We start from the raw sequence: 25,291 nt of genomic DNA, 5'->3' as shown, positions 1-25,291 counted from the left end.
AATATTATTGCTTTTCTACAGCTAATTTTTCTAACAATAAAATTAATGAAAAACCTACAACTGCTAGAATAGTTGCATATAATATTTGAGGGTCTCCGTCAAAATTAAATGGAGATATTGACAACTCATTAAAAGGAACTTGTTCTCCATGAGAATTTGTACGATAAGTTAATACTTTTTTCCATGGCCATATTTTGTTTAGAGAACCAATAATAAAACCTGTTAAGGCTGCCAACGTAAAATTTTTATAATTCGCAAACAAATACTTTAACACTCTAGAAAAAGATAATAATCCTATAATTGCTCCTAAACCTACAGCAGCTATTGTTGTTATATCTCTATTATTTATTGCTGCTAAAACTGGCTTATAGGCTCCTAAAAGAACTAAAATAAACGACCCTGAAATCCCTGGTAAAATCATTGCACAAATTGCAATTGCTCCTGCAAAAAACATAAATAATGTTGATGAATTTTCGGATACCATTGGATTTAATGTCGTTATATAATATGCCAAAATTGCTCCTAAAACAAGTAAGACAATAGACACTGCATTCCATTTAGTAATTTGCTTTGCAATATAAATTACACTAGCTAAAACCAATCCAAAGAAAAACGACCATAATAAAATAGGGTGTTTTACTAATAACCAAGAAATTACTTTAGCTAAAGAAACTATACTTATAAAAATCCCTACAAAAAGTGATGCTAAAAAATTACCATTTAATTGTTTCCATGCTTCTTTAAAGCCTTTGTTTTTTAAAGTTTTAAAGAGACTTAAATTAACATTACTAATTGAACTTAGAAGTTCTTCATAAATTCCAGAAATAAAAGCAATGGTTCCCCCTGAAACTCCAGGCACTACGTCAGCTGCACCCATAGCAATTCCTTTTAAAGTAATTACCATGTAATCTTTAGTTGATCTATTCATTTGTTAGTTTGGTTATTCTTCTTTTTTCTTTTTAGACTTAAATCTAATTAATTTATTCTTCTTTGGTGCAATTATAGTATCTTTTTTAACTTCTTTTTTCTTTTTCTTCTTTTTAAGTCCTAATTTTTCTCCAAGTTCTGATAAATTATTAAAGTTTACCTGATATGAAATACCAACTCCCTGAGTATATCCTTCTTCTTCTGTTGAATATTGCACTTCATTTTGTCTATTAAAAACATTACCTCTCAAATTTCCTTCTTCATTCAAGAGTACCTCAACTTTTACTTCTCCCACAACACTTGTTTGTGTATTTGCTCCTACTGGAACTCCAACCTTACCATTAACAAGTACTCTATCACTTAATTGAGTTGAAATAGAAACATCTACCTGATCATCTGACCTTAAATTGTCTACATTCCCCCTATCTCCTTGCGTATACCCTAAACCTAATTGAAATTTACTTCCTTTACTATTTAACATATTTGTTAAAATATTAGTAGCAATTTCTGATGCAGTTCCTGTTAAACCTGAAGCTGCACTGGTACCTATAGCATCTTGATTATAAAACGTTCCAAAAGCTAATAAAAATGAAAAATGCTGCATTTTAGTATTCAAATCATTTCCATTTAAAACAAATTCTAACTCAGAGGCCACTGTTGAATTTGCATTTGGTATTTTAATATCAAACTCTTGTTTAGAGTTAAATAAACCTCCTGTAATCTTTGTATATAAATCTATAGGAATTTTTCGGTTTGAATTAATATTATCAAGTAATTGAGCTGGGTTTGCTTTGGTTCTATAAATGGCTGTTAAATCTAATTCTGCGTTATACGGATCTCCTTCCCATGAAATAGTTCCTCCTTTTTGAACAGTAAAAGGTTTTGAAATTCCAGCATATTTGAAATTATACAATCCATTATCAACTGTAAAATTTCCAAACATATTAAACTTCCCTAATGTATTAATCTCTATTTCCAAGTTCCCTTCTCCACTTCCTCTTAATTCACTTCCAGACACTTTATCTATTACAACCTGAGCTACTGCATCTTTTGTTACTATTAAATCAATTTTTAACTCTAAACCTTTAATGTCTTTAATTTTCTTGTTCTCCTCTTCATCTTCAGGTTTCCCTGTTTTAAATCGTATTAATTTGTAATTATCTATTGTTTTTACATCACTTAACGGAATAACAAACTTGGTTCCTTTATTTGTTTTTCCATTTACTTGTATAAAAAGATTACTCGTTAATCCACTTATACTAGCATCTCCATCTAAAAAACCTGTTCCATAATATTGAACCTCTTCTTCCTCTTCTGTATCTAGCACTAATAAATTATCAGTATCAATTTTAAGGTCTAAAAACCAGTCTTTAAAATTTTGGTGTGCTATACTTCCAGACAAAGTTCCTTGTGTTTGGTGTTTCGTATCTTCCAGTATAATATTACTTAGCTTAAACTGATTTTTATCCAAAACAACACTTGTATTTCCTTTTAAATCGAAATCTACATTTAAATAAGGAAATTTTAATCCAGCATCTTCAAAATTCAAAACCCCTTGAAAATCTGGGTTTCTCAGAGGTCCTTTAGCAGTAAAATCTCCTGTAACTTTTCCTCTAAGTTTATTCAAAACATTTTCCCCCAAAGGACTAAACGCAGCTATTTCATACTCTTTTAAAAACACGCTTAAATCAATAATAGGTTTCTCTTTTGAAAAATCCACACCTCCAACTGCAGAAATATTTTTAGCCTTTTCACTTATCAAAGAAAGATTCACATCGTATTTTTTATACGAATTATCTCCAGTAACATTCAATGCTAAATCTCCTTGTGAATAATCATTTATATGAAAATTCTCTACTAATAAATTTCCTTTAGGGACTAGTAAATTTTTCTCTTGTTTATAGTTTATAATCCCATTTAAATCTCCATTCAATTTTAAACTATCTACTGGAGGCAAAAAACTAGCTAATTTTACCTTTTCAAAATTTACTTGTAGATCTTTGTAAGTACTATCTCTAACAATTCCTTTGAACTCTATTTTTTGCCCTCCTGAACTAAAAACAAATGGACTTATATTAAAATTATTTTCTTTTAAATCAAACGCTACTTTATTCTCTTGGTTATTCTTTGGATTTACAACCCAATCGAACCCTTTATAGTTAAAAGTTGATTTTTGTATTCCAACAACAGATTTTTGTAACTCATCAATTGTGTAATAAAAATCTAGATTAAAGCTTTCCTTATAATCTTTTCCTCCTTTAAAAACCGACTTAAAGAACAAGGTGTCATTCTGTGTTCTATTCAGTAAATTCAGTTTTTCTATATTATAATACTGGGTATTTATTTTACCTGCTGTTAAGTGTGTATTATATAATGGATTTTTATTATCAAGTCTTAAAACTATATTTTCAATAACATTTTTATATGCCTCAATTTCAGGAGAGCTAAATGTAAGTTTTAATGCATTTTTATCAGAATTGATTTTTCCTTTTAACCTTGTATTAGTACCTATTGAAATTTGAGGCAAAAACACATCAATAATTTTATTATAGATTGTAAAATCAAAATCTAAGAATTGATTTGGAGTTACTTCATGTGGACGATAATTAGTATACACACTACCAAGTGCGTTTTGGGTAATTGGTATTAATTCTCCGAATGAAAACTTTCCTTTCAATTTTCCTTTTACAATATCTTCAGAATCTACTTCAATAGTTTTGATACTATCTTTTACTGAAGAATTTACTTCAAAACGTTTAAAAGAATAGCTCTGCTTTTGATTTGTGTATATCAAATTCCTAAATGTTGCTTTACCTATAATATCATCAAAAGTATTTCCTGAAATATTTAAACCTACATTTCCTGTTAACGTAGCAATACTATCTCTTGTAAATAGATTTGTCTTTTTTAAATCTATTTTATCAATATTTGCTACGAAATCAAATTTATTTATTGCTGAAGAGAAATCTGCAAGTCCTTCAAACTTCAATTTAAAATTATCATCTTCTGCTTTTAATAAACCGTCAAACTTTTTATTCTGAAACTGACCATTTACTATTAAGTCTTTATATTCATACTCATTGAAAACTAGACTACTTACCTTACCTATTAAGGTAGTATTAATATTATCAACATTAAAGCCACTACCATTTACATCTGCTTTTAACGATATTTTACCCAAAACAGGGTCATTAGCAAATATTCCTAAATCAAAATCTTGAAATTCAACTTCTCCTACATAAGTTGCTTCATCAATGTTATCAATATTGGTTAGTAAAAGATCTGATATTGTTGTACCAATTTCTGAATTAACTGTAAGCGTAGCATCCATTTGTTCTGGAGTTACACTTAAAATCCCTTTCAATGTAAAGTTCCCTAGTCTTTGAAATTCTGTAGGTAAAGTTCTTCCTAATAAATTTGGAAGCACACTTTTTAATTGATAATAATTAGAAGTAACATTATCTAAATCGGCATCAAAAACAAAACCTCTACTAGTTTTTATAGCGTTTACAAAGCCCATATTACCAACAATCCTCATTCCTTTTTTAGAATGAAGTCTTACATTGTTTGCACTAAAATTATTTAACGTACCATCAATATCTCCTGTGAAATAAACAATATCATTACCACTTAATTCTTTGTATAACTTACTTAAATCTTTTACTGCTAGTGCACTCTTTGAAAACTTTGCTTTGACATTAACCTTATCATTAAAGTTTGCAAAATCTTTACGATTGTATGTTAACTTTATATCTCCTTCTATTTTCGATTTGTTATCAGTTTCTAACACTGTATTATCAAACTGCATATACTTTTTGGTATAAACAAAATCGGTAGATAAATTAGATATATTAACTCCTCTATTTTCAGTAAAATTTAATCTTCTAATATTTAGAGAAACATCAGGTCCTACAATTGAGAAGTTTAATAAATCACCCCCAGCATTGTATGCAGCGAACTCTAAAGGGTCTTTTTTATTATCATCGTATAATTTAAAGGTTAAATTTCTTAATGCAATTTTATCACTATTTAAAACAAAAGGTTTTGATAAACTATCTCTAGGTTTTCCGTCTTCAAAACTGTCAATAAAAATAGATAGGTTATCATTTTTTTCACCTTTATAAGTTCGCATATTAAAATAAGCACCACTTAAAGAAGCTTCTCCAAGATTTACATTATTTTCTATAATACGTTTTGCATTTAAAAGTGAAGTGCTTAAATTCTGAACAAAAATTAAAGTATCTTTATGATGGTCTCTAATTTCTATCCCCTTTAATTGTACACTTCCCAACCAAGATAAATCTACTCTTTTTACTACAATATCTGTATTGTATTCCTTGTTAAGCCAATCTGTTGCATGCTTTGCCAATTTGCTTTGTACAAATGGAAGTGACAACAAAATTATAAGCAAGATTAAAAAAAGTAACACGTACTTTAGTATTCTCCTTAATATTTTACCCGCTTTTCTAATAATTAAACCCTTTATAAACTAACTAACAAATGTAATCAGCTAACTGCAAAAATGTTGCCTTATTTTAAAGAAATATCAATTTTAACGAAAATCTAACGCAATATCGATATTTTTGCAATCTAATTTGAACTAAATTGAATACAAAAAACATTTACATTTTAGGTATTGAGAGCTCTTGCGACGATACAAGTGCTTCAGTAATTTGTAACGGAAAAGTTTTAAGCAATGTTATTGCAAATCAAGAAGTACACGCAAAATATGGTGGCGTTGTTCCTGAATTAGCTTCAAGAGCGCATCAGCAAAATATTGTTCCAGTTGTACAACAAGCTTTAGAACAAGCCAATATTACCAAACATGATTTAAATGCAATTGCTTTTACACGTGGCCCAGGGTTAATGGGATCATTATTAGTTGGAACTTCTTTCGCTAAATCTTTAGCTTTAGGTTTAAACATCCCTTTAATTGATGTAAACCATATGCAAGCCCATATTTTAGCTCATTTTATTGATGAAAAAGACAGTAAAACACCTCCATTCCCTTTTGTTTGTTTAACCATTAGTGGTGGTCATACACAACTTGTAAAAATTACCAATCATTTTGAAATGGAAATTCTGGGTGAAACTATTGATGATGCTGTTGGTGAAGCTTTTGATAAATCTGCTAAAATATTAGGTTTACCTTATCCTGGAGGTCCTTTAGTTGATAAATACGCACAGCTAGGAAATCCAAAAGCATTTAAATTTACCAAACCTAAAGTAGGTGATTTAGAATTTAGTTTTAGCGGTTTAAAAACTGGTATTCTTTATTTTATTAGAAAGCAAGAAAAAGAAAACCCAAATTTCATTAAAGAAAACTTATATGATATTTGTGCCTCTATTCAGCACACCATTATTGAAATTTTAATGGATAAATTAAAAAATACTGTAAAGCAAACTGATATTAAACATATTGCTATTGCTGGAGGTGTATCTGCTAATTCAGAAATTCGTAAACGATTAACATTAGCTGAAAAACATTGGAAATGGACCACTTACATTCCTAAGTTTGAATACACTACCGATAATGCTGCAATGATTGCTATTGCTGGATATTTAAAATATTTAAACGGTAATTATTCAGACATTTCTGTTACCGCTCAAGCTCGTTTAAAAGTTACAGAATAACACTCTTAACACTCTAAAAAACCTTACTAGAATCCCAAAATCTCCCTTAATGAAAAGCCTTAAAAATAGATTCCTATTTAATATCTCTTATTACCTTTTATGGGTAACTTATTTTTTATTTGCTCGTTTTTTGTTTTTATCCTATTACTTTGATAAGACATCTGATCTTGGCTTTTCCACAGCATTTAAAACTTTTGTGTATGGAATTCAATTAGACTTTTCTTTTGCAGCTTACATAGCTGCTATTCCTTTTTTGATTATCATTTTTTCAATTTGGGTACCTATTAAGTATATTAAAAATTTTATTAAAGGATTTACATTTCCCCTAGTTTTTATCATTAACTTATTTATGTTAATTGATATTATTCTTTATAAATCATGGGGAGTTCGTATAGATTCTACTTTATTAAATTACATTAATACGCCTAAAATAATGATGGCCTCTGTTTCCACTTTTCAACTGGTTGGAGGTATACTTATTTGGGTTCTTATTTCCTTAGCTATTGTTTATGTTTTTAATAAAGTATTAAACAAAGTAATGAACCGTTTAACTAAAGGTTCTTTTTTGGAAGTTCCTGCGTTTCTCTTATTAATAGGAACTTTAATTATTCCTATTAGAGGTGGTTTTGCTAATATTCCAATTAATCAAAGTAATGTTTATTTTTCTACTAAAATGTTTGCAAATCATGCTGCTGTAAACTTTATGTGGAATTTTGCTAACACCCTTACTCATAAAATAGATGATAAAAACCCTTATGTTCATTATAAAACTGATGTTGCTAAAAACATCATTCAAAAAACTCAAAATAAATTATTAACAGGTTCAGATTCTATCTTAAAAACAAAAAAACCGAATGTAATTTTAATTATTTGGGAAAGTTTATCAGCCAAAGCTGTAGGAGCTCTTGGTGGTGAACCAGATGTTACCTCTAATCTAAATCGATTTGCTAAAGAAGGAGTTTTATTTACTAATTTTTATGGAAATGGAGATAGAACAGACAAAGGTATACCTGCTATTTTAAGTGGTTATTATCCACAACCAACTACGAGTATTATGAAAATGCCTCGTAAAACTCAATCGTTACCAATGCTAACTAAAGAAATGAAGAACTTAGGTTACAATACTGGTTTTTATTATGGAGGTGATAGTAATTTTGGTAATATGATTACCTATTTGAGAAACGGAGATATTGATAAAATTGTTGATGGTACTGAGTTTGATAAAGAGAACTGGAATTCTAAATGGGGAGCTCATGATCATATATTTTTAGAACGCTTTCTTAAAGATTTATCAGACCCTAAATTAAAGCAACCATTTTTCCAAGTTGCTTTAACATTAACAAGTCACGAGCCATATGAATTTCCTGATACTTATAAGTTTGGAAAAGATTCAGAAGCTAATTTATACAGAAGTGCTCAAGCATATACCGATAAAGCTATTGGTAACTTTATTGATGCTGCTAAAAAACAACCTTGGTGGGATAATACACTAGTTGTTATTATGTCTGACCACGGACACCCTTTACCTGTACACAAAGGGTATTTTAATTCTTCTATACGTTTTAAAATTCCAATGGTTTGGATTGGAGGCGCTTTGGCTAAAACAGGAATTACAGTTGATAATTTTAGTGGGCAAAGTGATTTTGCTTATACCTTAACTGATTTATTAGGTGGAAACCAAAAACAATTTCAGTTCGGTAAGCACATTTTTAATTCTTCTGATAACCAATACGTGCATTATGTATTTAACAAAGGATTCGGAACCGTTTCTAAAAACGGAACTTTTATTTACGATTACGTAAGTAACAAACCTGTTATTCAAGAAGGAAACTATCAAGCATTAGATTCGTTAGGAAGAGCAATTAGTCAAGAAGCTTATCAAGACTTTTTGGATAGATAAAGAACATCTTTTTGATATAAATAATTATATTGAGGTACTCAATTATTACATTGAGCGATTTCATCTTTAAATATCATAATTATGCTTAAGGATTCTTTACATAGCATCGAATTATTAAACAAAGAAGAATACTTTCTTAAACAAGGTAAATCTTGCACCAAAATAGGTAAGATTGAAAAAGGTATTTTACGTGGCTTTATTTACGATAATGAAGGTGAAGAAATAACAACTCACTTTTATCAAGAAGGAGATATTGTAATTGGAAGTTTTTTACCAAACACAACTTTAACTATGAATATTCAAGCTATGGAAGATTCTAAGCTATCCATAGCTAACTACGAAGAAGTAATGTCATGGGTAAATAAGGATGAAGAAATTACGAGTATAATAACGCAAGAATTTCAAAAGTTAAACCAACAAATACAAAATAGAGTAGTTACTTTACTTAATTTGACTTCTATTGAAAAATACAAACGTTTTTTAATTGACTATCCAGGCTTACTTAATAGAATCCCACACTATTATATTGCTAATTACCTAGGTATTACCCCTACTCAATTAAGCAGAGCTAGAAAACAGTTTTCTCAACAAATGTAAACGAGAAAAAAAATCTTTGTCTTCAACTTTGCAGTGTATTAATTAAAATAAAAATTATGAACACTGTATTATCAGACAAAGCGGTTAAAGAACTTCAGAAAAAAGGAACGCCATACACTCGTAAGGTATTAAGACATACGCAAAAATTTCAAACTACACCTGATAAATTATTCCCTTTATTATGTCCAACTACAGAATTCGATTGGATGGACGGATGGCATTGCGAGTTAATTTATTCCCAATCACACTATCATGAATACAATGCTATTTTTAAAACTGATTATTTTATTCCTAATGAAACTTGGGTGATTTCTCATTTTGAAGCCAATAGAATTATTGAATTTGTTCGAGTTTCTGAACATTTATCTGTAAAAGTAGACGCTAGATTATGCGACAACCTTAATGGAACAACTACTGGAACTTGGATTGTTAATGCCACGGCTTTGACACCTCAAGGAAACCAAGCTCTTGAAAATATGAATCCTGATGATGAACCTATTGGTATTCTACTTGATGCTTTAGACTACTACATCAATAATGATAAAATCAAACCTTTACCTGAAGGTATTTTCAATAAAAAATAACATTCAAACAATATAAACCTATTGAAAATTTCAATAGGTTTATTTAACTATAAATTATATCATTATGATTTCTCACAACGAATTAACCGACAAAAAGTTTATCTTACAATTTGAAAACTGTTCGTTAAATCCTTCTTTGTTTTCACATGAGGCACATATTAGGTTAGCTTGGATTTATATTAAAAAATATGGCTGCCAAAAAGCAGAAGAAAGAGTACAAAAATATTTAAAAGCTTTTGTGAAACATGTAGGAGCTACCGATAAATACAATACTACCTTAACAATAGCTGCTATAAAAATAGTAGCTCATTTTATAAAAAAATCTGATAAAAATAATTTTAAAGAATTTATTTTAGAACATCCACAATTAAATACAAACTTCAAACTACTTATAAACTCACATTATAGTATAGACATATATAATTCTATATTAGCTAAAGAAAAATATATGGAACCTGATTTAAAGACGTTCTAATAAATAAACTATTAACCTTCTTTAAAAGGCATAAAAAATCCCAAGTTGTTTAACTTGGGATTTTTTTGTTTACAGTAATAAATTTCTTACTGCCAGTTTTTTCTATCTTTAATAGAGCACCCTATAGCACGAGTGTTCGTTTTTGATGGCTTCTCTCCTTTTAATAAAGCATCAACTGCATTTTCTACAAAACGCTCAGAAACCTTAGTTTCATCTCGAGAACTATCGTCAATAGCACCAATATATTCAACTATTAACTTACCATTGTTTTTATTTAAAATATATACATGAGGTGTTTTGGTAGCTCCAAATGCTGGATATACTCTTTGAGCCACATCAAATAAATATGGGAATGTAAAACCTTTTTCTTTAGCTCTAACTTTCATTCCTTCAAAACTATCTCCCTTAGAAATTTTTGGATCGTTTGGATTGATAGCAATTACTGGATATCCTTTAGCTTTGTATTTCTTATCTAAAGCAATTATACGATCTTCATTTGCCACAGAATATGGACACATATTACATGTAAATACTACTATAAATCCTTTAGCATCTTTAAAATCAGATAGAGAAACCATTTTTCCATCTATATTTTTAAGTTTAAAGTCAGAAGCAACATCTCCTACTTTATATCCTTTAGATTCGTTTACTGTAAATGCTGAGATTGCAGCCATTACAACGAATAGTAATACTATTTTAAAAGTTTTCATAATTAATTAGTTTAAAAAGGTTTGTAATTCATTTTTTAGAGTTTCATAATGAAACGGTTGTTCATAAAACTTTCTTTTCTTAGCATTATAAATTAATGTTGCAGGTATAGAACCTGTCCAATTTTCAGCAATATCTTTAATCCAAAATTGTTCATTACTATCTTCAAAATGAATAACTTTAGATTGTAATTTTTTCTCTTTTATAAATGGTATTAGATTAGTTTCTAATTGCCTTGAAAAATCAAGACTTACTAAAACCACTTCAACATTTTTATCTTTAAACTCTTGATTTAATTTTTCAAATGCTGGTAATTCCTTCACGCAAGGAATACACCAAGTTGCCCAAAAATTAATCACATAAGTTTTTCCATCGTTTTTATGTAACAATGGCTTTAGCTGCTCATAATTTAATGTAGCAATTTTAATATTTTCTTGCTGATTTCCAGCTGTTTTTTGCGTTTTTTTACAAGAGAAAAACACAAAAACAAGGAGCAATAAAAATCCTATTTTACGCATACTCTATTTTATTTATCTCAAAATTAAATGATTAAACTATTCAAAATTGTGAATTAACGAAACATTAACAACAAAAAACCCGAAAGAAAATCTTTCGAGTTTACATGTATTTTAAGTTACTATTATCCAAAAATATCATTCAATACTTTAGCTAAGCGTAACCCTCCTTTTTGTAATTGTTCTCTAACTATTGGAAAGTAATCATAAGAATAACGGTAACGTAATTTATCACCAGACTTTGCCGAACCATAAACTTTTTTAGTAAGCTTATGTGTATCTTTCATCCAATCTAAAACACCACCTTTTTGAATTACTTTAATTTGCTCGTTTGACAAACGTTTTGCATTATCAGCCAACTCAACATAACTCATATCCCATTTGTTAATTAAGTTCTCATCCCATACTCTGTGTAAATTAGAACCTCTACCATGCCATTGTACTTGTATAGTATTTCCACCTTTGTCTTCTTTTTGCCCAATATGCATTGGTTGGTGTAAATCACCCATTAAATGCACCAACATTTTTAAGTAAAAACGCTTGTCTTCAACAGAACTATTTTCATCTCTTAAAATTTTGATACACTCTTTAATACCTGTAATTAAATCTCCTTTTGGGTTTTTCTCTACATCCTCATAATTAGCATCTAATGGCATGTTTACATAATGCCAAGTATAAAACTTACCGTATTTTTTTCTATCAGATTTTATTTCATCTGCATAGGTTGATACAAAAGCTAAACTTTCTCCTTGTAATAGTTTATCTATTTTTCTTTTAGCCTTTTTTGTTAAATGATTTTCTGCAATCTTTCCTGTCGCTCTATGACCTGTTGGGCCCCAAATATCTTCATTATTAGCTATAGCTGAAACACTTATAAAAAAAACGCTAAATAGCAGTAATACCTTGACTTTCATAAATAAATTTCTATTGATTTTTCGCTAAAATATAAAAATATTTACTCTAAAATTTGGATTTAACAAAAAATTATTCATATATTTATGATATCAATTTAATATCACTTTTAAATCAAAACAAAATGAGAGAAGAGAAAATTATAAAACCCGCCAATGGATATTTAATGTTTTTTATCGTCCTAATTCTTTTTATAGGCGGTATTGTTTTAACCATTAAAAATGAACATCCTGTATATATTTTAATGACAATCATAGGATTCATCTTAGCCTTAGGGTTCATATTAGTAAATCCGAACTCATCAAAAGTGCTGTTATTCTTTGGTAAATATGTTGGTACTGTAAAACAGAATGGATTGTTTTGGGCAAATCCATTATATAAGAAGAAAACTATTTCTTTAAGAGCTAGCAATTTTGACAGTGAGCGTTTAAAGGTTAATGACAAACTAGGTAACCCTGTAATGATATCTACCATTTTAGTTTGGAGAGTAACTGAAACCTATAAAGCTGCTTTCGATGTAGATAACTATGAGAATTTTGTTCGTGTGCAAACTGATGCCGCTGTACGTAAACTAGCTAGTATGTACCCATATGATAATTTTGCCGATGAAGGTCATGAAGAAGACATTACATTACGTTCTAGTGTAAATGAAGTAAGTGAAGCCTTAGAAAAAGAATTAGAAGAACGTTTATCTATTGCCGGAATTGAAGTTTTAGAAGCTCGTATTGGTTATTTAGCTTATGCTCAAGAAATTGCTAGCGCCATGTTAAAAAGACAACAAGCTACTGCTATTATTGCTGCTCGTCATAAAATTGTTCAAGGTGCTGTAGATATGGTTGATATGGCTTTAGAAGAATTAAATAAAAAAGAAATTGTAGAGTTAGACGAAGAGCGTAAAGCTGCTATGGTAAGCAACTTATTAGTTATTTTATGTGGAGATAAAGAAGCTTCACCAGTATTAAACACAGGAACATTAAGTCATTAAAATATGAAAGAATACAAAGTAACCATACCTAAATTAGGTTTCAAAAATAGAGTTAAGAAATACGAAGACTTGCTAAATCAACATGCTAGAGAAGGATGGATTGTGAAGCACATAGGACAAAATTCACCTATGATTATTTTCGAAAGAGATAAAAACAGGTAGAAGTAAAAATGAAGGAATACAAAATTATACACCGAAAATTTAGCTGGAGAAATGGAAGAGAAAAATTTCAAGACGAAATAAACAACCATGCAAAACAAGGATGGCGTGTTGTAAATATTTATTCCATTAGCGATGGTTATGTTGAAGCACTTTTAGAGAAAGATAAAAACAGATAAAAATGAAAATATTTAAAGAAGAACAACGATTTATTCAGTTATGGCTAATTGTACTTTTAGCCATAAGTACAACTGTACCTTTGGTTATTATTACACGAGAGTATCTTAATAATAAAGTAAGTTTATACAACTTCTTAGGCACATTAGCTTTAGTTGTTTTTGCTTCTGGATTTATCTTCTTCTTTAAACTTAAAACAAGAATTGATGAACAAGGGATACATTATCAATTTTTCCCTTTTCACTTAAAATTCAAACTCGTTAAATGGAATGAAATTAGCAAGGCCTATGTTAGAAAATACGATGCTATTTCTGAATATGGAGGCTGGGGAATAAAAAATATTTTTTGGAAAAAAAACGGTACTGCTGTTAATGTTTCAGGAAATATAGGAATTCAATTAGAATTAACTAATGGTAAAAAATTACTTATTGGCACTCTTAAAGAAGAAGAAGCTAAAAGAGTATTGCATACTTATACAGAAAAAAACTAACAATCATGATACGAGTTATAGCTTTCATTGTTATTTACACCTTAGGAATTGTTTTTTCCTACTCACAAACAAAATCTGAAGATATCATTGTTAATAACGATAGCATTATACTTCCAGGAACCTTGACCCATAATGAAAACACCAAGCAACCTTTGGTTATTTTTATTCCTGGTTCCGGAAACCCAGATAGGAATGGAAATCAACCAATTTATAATATAAAACCTAATTACATTAAACAATTATCAAATGAGTTAACTAAAAATGGTATCGCCTTTTTTAGATATGATAAACGAAATGTTCCTAAAGAAAATATTCAACATATATTAAAAAAATACGTTTTTACAGATTTAGTTTCTGATGTTTCCACTATTATTAATCACTTTAAAGATGATAAACGTTTTTCTGAAATTATTTTAATAGGACACAGTCAAGGCTCGCTTGTTGCCATGTTAGCAGTAGATAAAAATGTTAGCAAATATATTTCTCTAGCTGGCTTAGGCGAAAGCATGGACAAAACCATAATTAGACAAATCACTTCCCAAAGTACTGATTTAGGGAAAATTTCCAAACAACATTTAGATGAATTAAAAAATACTGGGACAATTAAAGAAGTTAATCCTTTTTTAGTTTCCTTATTTGCAAAACGAAATCATCCCTTTCTATTGTCCTACATGAAGTATGACCCTACTGAAGAAATTAAAAAAGTAAGTATTCCAATACTAATAATTAACGGTACTAAAGACTCACAAGTTTTAGTAAAAGATGCCGAAGCATTACATAAGGCTAATACTAATTCAAAATTAACTATCATTAACGGCATGAATCATGTTTTAAAACACATAGAAAATGATAGTGACAATTTAAAATCATATACATCATCAGATTTTATAATTTCTCCTGAATTGATAAAATCTATAGTTACATTTGCGAAATAATAATTATGGCTAAAAAGAAAGCATTTGCACTCCGTATTAATGAAGACATGCTAAAAGCAATTGAAAAGTGGGCTTCAGACGAATTTCGTTCAACGAACGGACAAATCGAATGGATGCTTATGCAAGCTCTTAAAGAAGCTAAACGAGAGCCAAAAAAGAAAGAAGAAGACTAGATTATTTCTTAATAAAAAGTTAAAAAACTACTCAATAATATTGGGTAGTTTTCTATTTTGTACCTTTTGTGTTTTTAACTAAACCAAGCATGAAAAAAACATTTTCTTTTCTATTTTTATTTTTAGTCACTACCCTATCCTCTCAAGAATTCTCAATGGATTTGGTAAAAAACATGAAACCAAGAAGCATTGGACCAGGTGGTATGAGCGGACGTGTAACTGCTATTGATGTAGTATTAAGCAACCCAGATATTATGTACGTAGGTACGGCCTCAGGTGGTATTTGGAAATCTACTTCAGGTGGTATTAAATGGCAACCTATTTTCGAAAAAGAGCTAACTGCTTCAATTGGAGCAATAGCAATTCAGCAATCAAACCCAAGTGTTATTTGGGCTGGTACTGGAGAAGGAAATCCTCGTAATAGTTTAAATGGTGGTTATGGTATTTACAAATCCTTAGACGCTGGTAAAACCTGGAAAGCTATGGGATTAGAAAAAACACGTCATATACACCGTGTTATTATTGATCCTACTAACCCAAACACTGTTTATGTAGCTGCAATTGGTTCTCCTTGGGGTGAACATAAAGAACGTGGCGTTTATAAAACTACTGATGGCGGTAAAACTTGGAAACAAATTTTATATAACAATACTAAAACTGGAGCTGCCGATTTAGTAATGGATCCATCAAATCCTAATAAATTAATAGCTGCTATGTGGGAACACAAACGCGACCCTTGGTTTTTTAAATCAGGAGGAAAAGGAAGTGGCTTATACATTACACACGATGGTGGAGAAAACTGGAAAAAAATAACAGATAAAGAGGGTTTTCCTAAAGGAGATTTAGGAAGAATTGGAGTTGCTATTTCAAGAAGCAATCCTAATACCATTTATGCACTAGTGGAAGCAAAGAAAAATGCTCTATACAAAAGTGAAGATGGTGGTTTTAAATGGAAAAAAATAAATGATAAAAAAGGAATTGGTAATCGTCCTTTTTATTATTCAGAAATTTATGTCGATCCTGTAAATGAGAATCAATTATATACCGTTTTTACTTATGTAAATAGCTCTATTGATGGAGGTAAAAACTTTAAACAATTAATGCCTGCCTATGGTGTTTCTAATGGAGTTCACCCTGATCATCACGCTTGGTGGATTCACCCGAAAGATGGCTCTTTCATGATTGATGGGAACGATGGAGGTTTAAATATTACTAGAGATGGAGGTAAAACATGGCGATTCATTGGAAACCTTCCTGTTGCTCAATTTTATCATATTAATGTAGACAATGAATTTCCTTATAACGTTTATGGAGGAATGCAAGACAATGGTTCTTGGAGAGGTCCTGCCTATGTATGGAAAGCACAAGGAATAAGAAACTCTTATTGGCAAGAAATTAGTTTTGGTGATGGTTTTGATGTGATTCCTGATAAAGATGATTCTCAATACGGTTGGTCTATGAGTCAGCAAGGTTTTGTATCTCGTTACGATTACAAAACTGGAAATAATCATACAGTACGACCAACACATTCTGACCCGAAAGTAAAATTACGTTTTAACTGGAATGCTGCTATTAACTTAGACCCTTTTAATAATTCAACATTATACTTTGGAAGTCAATTTGTACATAAATCAACTGATAAAGGTTTATCATGGGAAGTTATTTCTCCAGATTTAACAACTAACGATAAAAGTAAACAAAAACAAAGCGAAAGTGGTGGATTAACACTAGATGCAACTGGAGCTGAAAATCATTGTACTATTTTAGTTATTGAACCATCTCCACTAGAAAAAGACATGTTATGGGTGGGTACTGATGATGGTAATGTTCAAATAACACAAAACGGAGGCCAAACTTGGACTAATGTTACTAAAAACATCAAAGGATTACCTTCTGGTAGCTGGATAACTCAAATAAAAGCTTCCAATAAAAACAAAGGAGAAGCTTTACTTGTAGCAAATGATTATAGACGTTTTAACTATACACCTTATGTATATAGAACAAAAGACTATGGTAAAACTTGGGAACGAATTGTAAACAAAGACGATGTGGTTAGTTATACACTTTCAATTGTTGAAGATCCAATTACTCCTAATCTTTTATTCTTAGGAACTGATGATGGTTTATACATTTCTTTAAATGCAGGTAAAAAATGGGCTAAGTGGACAAACGGATTTCCTACAGTTTCTGTAAAAGACCTAGTAATACACCCTAGAGAGCACGATTTAATTATTGGAACTTTTGGTAGAGCTGCTTGGGTTTTAGACGATATCAGACCTTTAAGAGAAATGGCTATGAATACCAATGTGTTACAAAAAAACATTGTATTATTTGAACCTCCTATTGCTTACCAAGCTAGTTACCAACAACCTACAGGAAGTAGATTTGGTGCAGATGCAATTTACAATGGAGAAAACAGATCTCGTGGAGCTTTAGTATCTTATTATGTTAACAAACCAAAGCAAGAGAAAAACGAAAACAAAAAGGATAAAAAAACAAAAGAATTAAAAGAGAAAAAACCAACTATTAAGTGGGATTCTATTAAGTTTGAAATATTTGATGGTACGCGTCTTATTAGAACTATAAAAAGAAAAGCTCCTAAAGAAAACGGTTTACAAAAAGGAACCTGGTATATGGATGAAAAAGGCGTAGATAGACCATCTAGACGTATTCGTAAGTCTAAGAGAGAACCTAGTGGTGTTCGTGTAAAACCAGGAACTTATAGAATAAAAACAACTTTTGGCAACCAAACATCAGAGCAAAATATTATCGTTAAAAGCGACCCTAGATATCCTGTACTGAAAGAAAACATTGACGAAAAGTATAGACTAAGTAAAAAGCTTGAAGGATACCAAAAATCTATTGCTCAAGCAGTAAAACAACTGGTAGAAAGTAAAAATACAGCAAAGGGTTTTAAAAGTAAATTAACTAAAAAGGACAAAAAGCTATATAAAAAGGAAATTAAGACTTCTACTGATATCATAAAAAAAATAGACACGCTTTTAAATGTATATCTAGGTAAAGTAGACAAGCGTCAAGGAATTGTTAGAAGTCCTGAAGTAAATGTTAATCAACGAATTGGTACTGCAAGATGGTATGTAGGTAGTAAACCTAAAATTACTAGTACAGAAAGAACTTTAATTAATCAAGCAAAAGATGCTTTACAAGATGCTTTAAACAGTACTAACAAGTTTTTCAATAACGAATGGAAATCATATAGAGAAAACACAGAAAAAATTGTAATTTCTCCATTTAAAAAAGTAGAAACTCTCAAAATAGAATAATCTAAAAAAGCTACCTTAAAACGGTAGCTTTTTTTATAGGATCTATGCTCTTAATCTGTTAAGAGAATTAAGCTTCCTGTTTAGATTATAAAAATAACCAAGAAAATTGTAGTTTCGCTAACTGAAAACAAAACAATTAATTAAGTACCATGAAAAAAATCGCTTTTTTATTTATTATTCTATTTACTCTAAAAAATGTTGCTCAATCTAATCCTGAAAAAGAACTAGGTGCTTGGTATATGTACAATGGTTCTCATCAATTATCAGAAAAATTCAGCTTAAAAACAATGGCACATTTTCGTTTTTTCGAAATTGGTGACGATATGCAACAATTTATTGGACGATTAGGTGGAAACTATAAAATAAATAAAAATTTAAGCGCTACGATTGGTTACGCTTTTTTAAATACGGATAGGCTTAATTCTTATAAATTAGATGGAGGAGACTTTAACGAGCACCGTATTTATGAAGATTTTAATGTAAAGCATAAAATATCTAAGTTAGGTTTCGCTCACAGATTTAGAGCTGAACAACGTTTTTTCAATTCACAAACAGGACATTTTATCCGTTACCAATTAGGATTAAGTTATCCTTTATCATCAAAATGGTCTACTTATATCTATGATGAAATCTTTTTTGACTTTGATGGAGAAGCTTACAATCAGAATTGGTTAGGAGTTGGAGTTAAATACAAACTTTCGAATGCTGTAAAACTTCAAGTTGGTTATATGAATATTTCAAATGATGTAAGTCAGAGTTTTAACCGAATTCAACTTGGAGTAGCTATCAATACAAGTCACTTCAAAAAGAAATAAGCTTATTTTCATACTTTAGCAAAAAACTGATTTAAAATGAACACTCCTCTTTTTACAAATGATGCAATTGTATTTGGTATCCTAATGATTTCTTTAGGTTTTATTTTTTACACTGAATCTAAAACATCTGGATTTTGGCATAAATTTTACAAAATTGTCCCTGGTCTTTTCATGGCATATTTTATACCTGCAGTATTTACATCTTTAGGAATTATTTCTCCAGATGAATGGCAAATTACAAATGCAGCAGGGGAAATAACTAAAGGAAAATCTCAATTATATCATATCGCTAGTCGATTTTTACTTCCAGCAGCATTAGTATTAATGACTCTAAGTATCGACTTAAAAGCTATTTCTAATTTAGGATCTAAAGCTTTAATTATGTTCTTTACAGGGACTATAGGTATTGTTATTGGAGGGCCTTTAGCTATTTTATTAATTTCAATATTTTCTCCAGAAACAGTTGGTGGGGCTGATTTTGATGCAGTATGGAGAGGTTTATCTACTTTAGCTGGTAGTTGGATTGGTGGAGGAGCCAACCAAACAGCTATGTTTGAAATTTATAAATATAACCCTGCTAAATATGGGGGGATGGTTTTTGTTGATATTGTAGTTGCTAATATTTGGATGGCTATTTTATTAATTGGAATTGGTAAAAAAGATAAAATTAATAAATGGTTAAAAGCTGATACCTCAGCTATTGAGGAGCTAAAAGAAAAGGTTTCTACATTTACTCAAGGAGTTAAAAGAAACCCTACTCTTACCGATTTTATGATTATGCTTGCTATTGCTTTTGGTACAGTAGGTTTTGGTCATTTTGCTTCTAAATTTTTAAGTACACTTTTTAGTGATTTAGTAGCTTCTATTGAATCTCAAACTTGGAGAAATGTATTTTCTTTCTTGGGTTCTGGATTCTTTTGGTTAATTAGTATTTCTACTATTGTAGCAATTATCTTATCATTTACTAAAGCTAAAAACTATGAAGGTGCTGGAGCTAGTAAACTAGGAAGTATTTTCATTTATATTTTAGTTGCTACTATTGGTATGAAAATGGATTTAACCATGATTTTTGACAATTTAGGTTTAATTGCAATTGGTTTGGTTTGGATGAGTATCCATGCTGGACTTTTAATTTTAGTTGCTAAACTAATTAAAGCACCTTATTTCTTTTTAGCAGTAGGTAGTCAAGCAAATGTTGGTGGAGCTGCTTCTGCTCCTATTGTTGCATCTGCTTTCCACCCTTCTCTAGCAACAGTTGGTGTATTATTAGCCGTATTTGGTTATGCTATTGGTACAGTTGGCGCTATATTATGTACAATTTTAATGGAATTATCAGCTACATTATAAGAGAATTCTGCATATTTGCAATCTAAAATTTAAACCTATTATAATAGATTATAATCTATTTCGGGTTTTGTTTTAATTACATTTAACCTAACAAATAAAACAAAATAAACCAATGAAAAAACTTATCGCTATTTGTGCGTTCTCAATAATGGCTTTGGCTTGTTCTTCAAAAAAAGAAGGTAACATGGTTGTGAAAGGTCAAATTAAAGGGTTGAAAAAAGGTACGTTATATCTTCAAAAAATGAAAGATACTGTACTAGTTGCAGTTGACTCTATGACTTTGTTAGGTGACGATAAATTTATGTTAACCGACAATGTTGATTCTCCTGTAATGTATTATTTAACTTTTAATGGTAATGCTAAAGATGAGCACATCATGTTTTTTGGAGAAAAAGGTAATATTACCATCAATGATAATATTGAAGAATTTGGTTTTAAACCAGAAATAAAAGGATCAAAAAATCAAGAAGTAATGGATCAATTCCGTGAAATTGACCAGAGATTTAAAGAGCAAAATTTAGAATTTATACAGAAAAATTTAGAAGCACGTAAATCTCAAGATGAAGATTTAATCAAACAAGTAGAAGCTGATTATAAAAAAATGATTCGTCGTCGTTTTTTATTTTCAACAAACTTTGCTGTTACCAATGCTGATAGTGAAGCTGCTCCTTACATAGCTTTATCTGAATTATACAATGCAAATATTCATTTATTAGATACTATTAATAAAAGCTTAACTGATAAAGTTAAAAAATCTGATTACGGAAAGCGTTTACAGAAATTTGTTGATGACATCAAAGCGAAAGAAACTAAATAATTTCAACAAAATATAGTTATAAAAAACTCGATACAATTTGTATCGAGTTTTTTGTTTATTTAAATAACCTTGTATTATTTTTCAGAAGCTATATATTCATCTACCATAGTTTCTAATACATTTAATGGTAATGGACCATTAGTTAAAACTACATCATGAAACTTTCTAATATCAAACTTATCACCTAAAGCATCTTTTGCCTTTTTACGTAATTCTAATATTTTAAGCATTCCTATTTTATAAGCAGTAGCTTGACTTGGCATTACAATATGACGTTCTACCATTTTAATAGCATCCAACTCTGCATTAGGTGTATTATCTGTATAATACTTTATTCCTTCTTCACGAGTCCACTTTTTAGCATGAATTCCTGTATCTACTACTAAACGACAAGCTCTCCATAATTCCATTGCTAAACGTCCAAAATCTGAATAAGGGTTTGCATAGAAGCCCATTTCTTTTGGTATAAACTCAGAATACAGTCCCCATCCTTCAACATAAGCTGTATAACGTCCAAATTTTCTAAACATTGGTACTTCTTTTAACTCCTGTGCAATAGCAATTTGCATATGATGCCCTGGTATTCCTTCATGATAAGCCAAAGCTTCCATTTGATATGATGGCATACTTTCCATATCATACATATTTGCATAATATGTTCCTGGTCTAGAACCATCTAATGCTGGTTGCTGGTAAAATGCTTTTCCTGCCGATTTTTCTCTAAAAGGCTCTACTGCTTTTACTATTAAAGCCGCTTTTGGTTTTGTGATAAACAATTCATCTAAACGAGTTTTCATGCTATCAATAATAAAAGTTGCCTCATCCATGTACTCTTTTCTACCCTTTTGAGAATCTTCGTAATAAAACTGTTGATCCTTTTTCATGAATTCGAAAAACTCTTTTAAAGTCCCCTTAAATCCTACTTTTTTCATAATAGCACGCATTTCTTCGTGAATTCTAGCTACTTCCTTTAACCCTATTTCATGAATCTCTTCAGCAGTCAAATCAGTAGTAGTAGTTCTCTTTAATGCATTATTAAAAAACGCTGACCCTTCAGGTAATTTCCATGCTCCATCATCTGTACTCGCAACTTTTTCTTGTGCTTCTAATGTAGCTATTAAGTTTTCGTAAGCTGGTAAAACACTTTCTTTTAAAGCAGTCGTACCTTTCTCTATAAGCTCCTTTTTTTGTGCTTCATCTATTTTTAATGCATTAACTTTATTAGTAAAATCGTTAAATAAGGTGCTTGGTTTACCTGAATTATCAAATGGAATTCCTTTTATTAGGTTTCGAGAATCATCCAAAACTTTTGCAAATACAAACTTCGGAGGCATTATTCCTTTAGACTCTCTTTCTTTTAAGCCTTTTACTAACTCAGCAAATAAAGGTTTTAAATTATGTAATCGAGCTATATAATTCTCTGCATCTTTAACATCAGATACTTGATGCATATTGATTAAAAATGCTGGTATTTCTGCTTGCATCCCATGCATTTGGTTTACTGGATACGTATGGAAACGGTATTTAAAATCAGCTATTTGATTTTCTAATTGTTGTTTGAATAAATCATAACTTAATTTAGCTCCCTTATCTAAAGCTTTTACATTAACAGAATCGTTCATCCATTGTAAAGCTTTCTTTGCATGTTCTAATTCTTTTTTTGCAAAATCATCAGAAATATCATTCCATTTATCTGCATCTTTTTTTATACCTAAATAAGTTTGATACATCGGATGCCTATCTAAACTTTCCTTAAATTGTTTATCAAAAAAAGTATTTACTTTTTTAGATTCAGCAGCAATATCTGCCTTACTAAGAACCTCAGCTTTTTCTTCTTTTTTACAGGACACTAACATTGTTCCTACAAATAATGCTAAGACTGAATATGTTTTTATTTTCATGATTAATAGTTTAATACGCGGAAGATACAAAATAACTATTTCATGAAAATTGGTTATTTATATTTTACAAACTTCTGCAAAAAGTCTTCTTTATAAGCTCTTCCTAGAGGTAAAACTTCTTCATTTGAAATATATACCTGATTCCCAGAAACTTTTTCTAAATAACTAGTATTAACTATATACGATTTATGTATTTGTACGAAAGACACAGGTAATTTGGTTAACCAATTTTTCATTGACTCTGAACTTAAATATGTTTTTTCAGTAGTAACAATCTCTGTGTAATCTGCATCTGATTTTATAAATATGATATCATTGCTGCTAACTTTTACAAAATCATAACCAGATTTCAATAAAAAAGTATCAGCTACTTCTACTATTTTACTTTCTTTTCCTTCTGATTTTGTTGATAACATTGAGGTACTTTTATGAATAGCCTGAACAAAACGTTGAAATGAAAAAGGTTTTAATAAATAATCTACAACATTGTATTCATAGCTTTCTAAAGCATAATCAGAAAAGGCTGTTGTTAAAATTACTTGCGAATTATTTTTTAGTGTTTTTAAAAAATCGATACCCGATATTTTAGGCAAGTGAATATCTAAAAAAATTAAATCTACTTCTTCATTTTGTAAAAAAGACAACGCCTCTATACCATCAGAAAAAGTTTTTAACAATTTTAAGGAACCTACATCGTTAATATACTTTTGTAAAATACGTTGAGCAGGTGGTTGATCTTCCACTATAATACATGTTCTCATAGACTATTCTTTTTTTGAAAGTTGTAATTGTAAGTTCACTTTATATGTTTGATTACTGTCATCAATTTTTAGTGAATACTTATCAGGATACAAAATTTCTAATCGCTTCTTTACATTTGCTAAACCAATTCCTTGGGATAAGTTTTGATTATTCGAACTAGACAAAAAACTATTCTCACAAACAAAATCTAATACTCCTTCTGAATTTACCTGTATATCTACATTAATGCGAATATCTGTACTTTGACTAGCTGTACTATGCTTAAATGCATTTTCTATAAACATTAATAAAATTAAGGGTGCTATTACATAATTAGCAGGAATCTTTGATGTATTAAAACGAACTTCTCCTCTATTTTCTATCTGTAATTCATTTAAAGCTGTAAAATGTTTTAAATGTTCTATTTCCGATTGAAGTAACACAAAATCTTCCTTACAATCATATAACATATAACGCAATACTGATGAAAGCTCTAAAATAATTGATGGTGTTTTTGGTGATTGCTCTATAGCGTAAGCATATAAATTATTTAAATTATTAAATAGAAAATGTGGATTTATTTGAGACTTTAAAAAACGTAATTCACTCTCTTTTACTGTAGATTCTAATTTATCTACCAAGCCTTGTTTTTTATGTGCATCCCATCCTAATTTAAAACTTACTAATATTACTATAATTGGTAAAATATCGAGAAGCGTAAAGAATACATTTGAAATATATTTACCTCTTTCACCTGCATAAAATATTTTTTCTAATACAAATTCTTCTGATATATATAAATAGGCTAATGTTAATACAATAGCTATTCCAAACTCCTTATATCTTTTCTTATAAAATAATGTAGGAATAAAAATATAACTTATAATAAACGATACTAGTGCATAATGTGTAAAAAACACTAATCTATCTAAACTAATATCTGGACTATGCTTATCAAATGAAAACAGAAAAAAAATAACTATCAATAATGATATTTGAAAAAGCCATTCTTTACGTTCAATCTTACTAAATAGGTGTTTCATAACTCAAAAATAAATGAATCTCATATAGTTACATACAAGTTTCCTATAAACGGTTAAATATTACCGATAAACAACAAAATATAAAAAATATCAATACCTAAGTTGTTTAGAGGTTAGTATTGGTTGTTTACCGATTTTATTTTTCATACTACCTGTTTCTTTGAAAATTTGC

General features: G+C 29.8%; 23 protein-coding genes. 15 read left to right on the top strand and 8 right to left on the bottom strand.

The window, feature by feature from the left end:
- Window positions 1–4: 4 nt before the first annotated feature.
- Together Q0958_RS12945 and Q0958_RS12940 are read right to left on the bottom strand one after the other, a co-directional pair.
- Window positions 5–928 carry a DUF368 domain-containing protein gene (locus Q0958_RS12945; RefSeq protein WP_299123728.1) on the bottom strand — a complete coding sequence of 308 codons (924 nt, stop codon included), beginning with the start codon at window positions 926–928 and terminating at the stop codon, window positions 5–7.
- A gap of 12 nt (window positions 929–940) precedes the next feature.
- On the bottom strand, window positions 941–5,296 hold the full coding sequence (locus tag Q0958_RS12940) for a translocation/assembly module TamB (protein WP_299123727.1): 4,356 nt from the start codon (window positions 5,294–5,296) through the stop codon (window positions 941–943).
- A gap of 236 nt (window positions 5,297–5,532) precedes the next feature.
- Here Q0958_RS12940 and tsaD point away from each other — a divergent pair, with 236 nt between their 5' ends.
- The 5 genes from tsaD (at window position 5,533) to Q0958_RS12915 (ending at window position 10,117) form a co-directional block, all read left to right on the top strand.
- Entirely contained in the window at window positions 5,533–6,561 is a 1,029-nt protein-coding gene (tsaD, locus tag Q0958_RS12935; protein WP_299123725.1) for a tRNA (adenosine(37)-N6)-threonylcarbamoyltransferase complex transferase subunit TsaD, read from the top strand.
- A gap of 49 nt (window positions 6,562–6,610) precedes the next feature.
- Window positions 6,611–8,461, top strand: coding sequence for an alkaline phosphatase family protein (locus tag Q0958_RS12930; protein WP_299123723.1), 1,851 nt, complete (start codon window positions 6,611–6,613; stop codon window positions 8,459–8,461).
- 81 nt (window positions 8,462–8,542) lie between these two features.
- Window positions 8,543–9,058, top strand: a complete 516-nt coding sequence (locus Q0958_RS12925; RefSeq protein ID WP_299123721.1) for a Crp/Fnr family transcriptional regulator — start codon at window positions 8,543–8,545, stop codon at window positions 9,056–9,058.
- A 56-nt stretch (window positions 9,059–9,114) separates the two neighbouring features.
- On the top strand, window positions 9,115–9,642 hold the full coding sequence (locus Q0958_RS12920) for a hypothetical protein (protein WP_299123719.1): 528 nt from the start codon (window positions 9,115–9,117) through the stop codon (window positions 9,640–9,642).
- A gap of 64 nt (window positions 9,643–9,706) precedes the next feature.
- On the top strand, window positions 9,707–10,117 hold the full coding sequence (locus Q0958_RS12915; RefSeq protein WP_299123717.1) for a hypothetical protein: 411 nt from the start codon (window positions 9,707–9,709) through the stop codon (window positions 10,115–10,117).
- A gap of 86 nt (window positions 10,118–10,203) precedes the next feature.
- Here the strand turns inward: Q0958_RS12915 and Q0958_RS12910 are convergent, their stop codons facing one another.
- From Q0958_RS12910 to Q0958_RS12900, 3 genes are all read right to left on the bottom strand, one after another.
- Window positions 10,204–10,827, bottom strand: a complete 624-nt coding sequence (locus tag Q0958_RS12910; RefSeq protein ID WP_299123716.1) for a thioredoxin family protein — start codon at window positions 10,825–10,827, stop codon at window positions 10,204–10,206.
- Between the two features lie 6 nt (window positions 10,828–10,833).
- Window positions 10,834–11,343, bottom strand: coding sequence for a TlpA disulfide reductase family protein (locus Q0958_RS12905; protein ID WP_299123714.1), 510 nt, complete (start codon window positions 11,341–11,343; stop codon window positions 10,834–10,836).
- Window positions 11,344–11,465: 122 nt separating this feature from the next.
- Window positions 11,466–12,254, bottom strand: a complete 789-nt coding sequence (locus tag Q0958_RS12900; RefSeq protein WP_299123712.1) for a S1/P1 nuclease — start codon at window positions 12,252–12,254, stop codon at window positions 11,466–11,468.
- Between the two features lie 122 nt (window positions 12,255–12,376).
- Here Q0958_RS12900 and Q0958_RS12895 point away from each other — a divergent pair, with 122 nt between their 5' ends.
- The 10 genes from Q0958_RS12895 to Q0958_RS12850 all read left to right on the top strand — a co-directional run bounded on the left by Q0958_RS12895 (window position 12,377) and on the right by Q0958_RS12850 (window position 21,434).
- Window positions 12,377–13,237, top strand: coding sequence for an SPFH domain-containing protein (locus Q0958_RS12895; protein WP_299123710.1), 861 nt, complete (start codon window positions 12,377–12,379; stop codon window positions 13,235–13,237).
- A 3-nt stretch (window positions 13,238–13,240) separates the two neighbouring features.
- Complete coding sequence (locus Q0958_RS12890) at window positions 13,241–13,399, top strand: DUF4177 domain-containing protein (protein WP_150900623.1); 159 nt, start codon at window positions 13,241–13,243, stop codon at window positions 13,397–13,399.
- A gap of 8 nt (window positions 13,400–13,407) precedes the next feature.
- The gene (locus Q0958_RS12885) at window positions 13,408–13,575 is read left to right on the top strand and encodes a DUF4177 domain-containing protein (protein WP_235275810.1); all 168 of its coding nucleotides are present in this window, start codon (window positions 13,408–13,410) and stop codon (window positions 13,573–13,575) included.
- Window positions 13,576–13,577: 2 nt separating this feature from the next.
- Entirely contained in the window at window positions 13,578–14,063 is a 486-nt protein-coding gene (locus tag Q0958_RS12880; protein ID WP_299123704.1) for a hypothetical protein, read from the top strand.
- 5 nt (window positions 14,064–14,068) lie between these two features.
- The gene (locus Q0958_RS12875; protein WP_299123701.1) at window positions 14,069–14,998 is read left to right on the top strand and encodes an alpha/beta hydrolase; all 930 of its coding nucleotides are present in this window, start codon (window positions 14,069–14,071) and stop codon (window positions 14,996–14,998) included.
- 5 nt (window positions 14,999–15,003) lie between these two features.
- Window positions 15,004–15,171 carry an Arc family DNA-binding protein gene (locus tag Q0958_RS12870; RefSeq protein ID WP_150900622.1) on the top strand — a complete coding sequence of 56 codons (168 nt, stop codon included), beginning with the start codon at window positions 15,004–15,006 and terminating at the stop codon, window positions 15,169–15,171.
- Window positions 15,172–15,260: 89 nt separating this feature from the next.
- The gene (locus tag Q0958_RS12865) at window positions 15,261–18,455 is read left to right on the top strand and encodes a hypothetical protein (protein WP_299123696.1); all 3,195 of its coding nucleotides are present in this window, start codon (window positions 15,261–15,263) and stop codon (window positions 18,453–18,455) included.
- 149 nt (window positions 18,456–18,604) lie between these two features.
- Window positions 18,605–19,270: a DUF2490 domain-containing protein gene (locus Q0958_RS12860; RefSeq protein ID WP_299123694.1), complete on the top strand. Its 666-nt coding sequence runs from the start codon at window positions 18,605–18,607 to the stop codon at window positions 19,268–19,270.
- 36 nt (window positions 19,271–19,306) lie between these two features.
- Window positions 19,307–20,617 (top strand): DUF819 family protein, encoded by a 1,311-nt coding sequence (locus Q0958_RS12855; protein WP_299123693.1) that lies wholly within the window; start codon window positions 19,307–19,309, stop codon window positions 20,615–20,617.
- 112 nt (window positions 20,618–20,729) lie between these two features.
- On the top strand, window positions 20,730–21,434 hold the full coding sequence (locus Q0958_RS12850; RefSeq protein WP_299123690.1) for a DUF4369 domain-containing protein: 705 nt from the start codon (window positions 20,730–20,732) through the stop codon (window positions 21,432–21,434).
- 74 nt (window positions 21,435–21,508) lie between these two features.
- Here Q0958_RS12850 and Q0958_RS12845 read toward each other — a convergent pair whose 3' ends face one another.
- Genes Q0958_RS12845 through Q0958_RS12835 form a run of 3 tightly spaced genes read right to left on the bottom strand, consistent with a single transcriptional unit; the run spans window position 21,509 to window position 25,119 of the window.
- Window positions 21,509–23,335, bottom strand: coding sequence for a DUF885 family protein (locus Q0958_RS12845; RefSeq protein ID WP_299123688.1), 1,827 nt, complete (start codon window positions 23,333–23,335; stop codon window positions 21,509–21,511).
- 53 nt (window positions 23,336–23,388) lie between these two features.
- Window positions 23,389–24,096, bottom strand: a complete 708-nt coding sequence (locus Q0958_RS12840; protein WP_299123687.1) for a LytTR family DNA-binding domain-containing protein — start codon at window positions 24,094–24,096, stop codon at window positions 23,389–23,391.
- 3 nt (window positions 24,097–24,099) lie between these two features.
- Window positions 24,100–25,119, bottom strand: coding sequence for a histidine kinase (locus Q0958_RS12835; protein WP_299123684.1), 1,020 nt, complete (start codon window positions 25,117–25,119; stop codon window positions 24,100–24,102).
- Window positions 25,120–25,291: the final 172 nt, after the last annotated feature.

It is taken from the genome of uncultured Tenacibaculum sp. (genome assembly GCF_947499065.1).
GTDB lineage: Bacteria > Bacteroidota > Bacteroidia > Flavobacteriales > Flavobacteriaceae > Polaribacter.
This window is presented reverse-complemented; position numbering and strand designations above follow the sequence as displayed.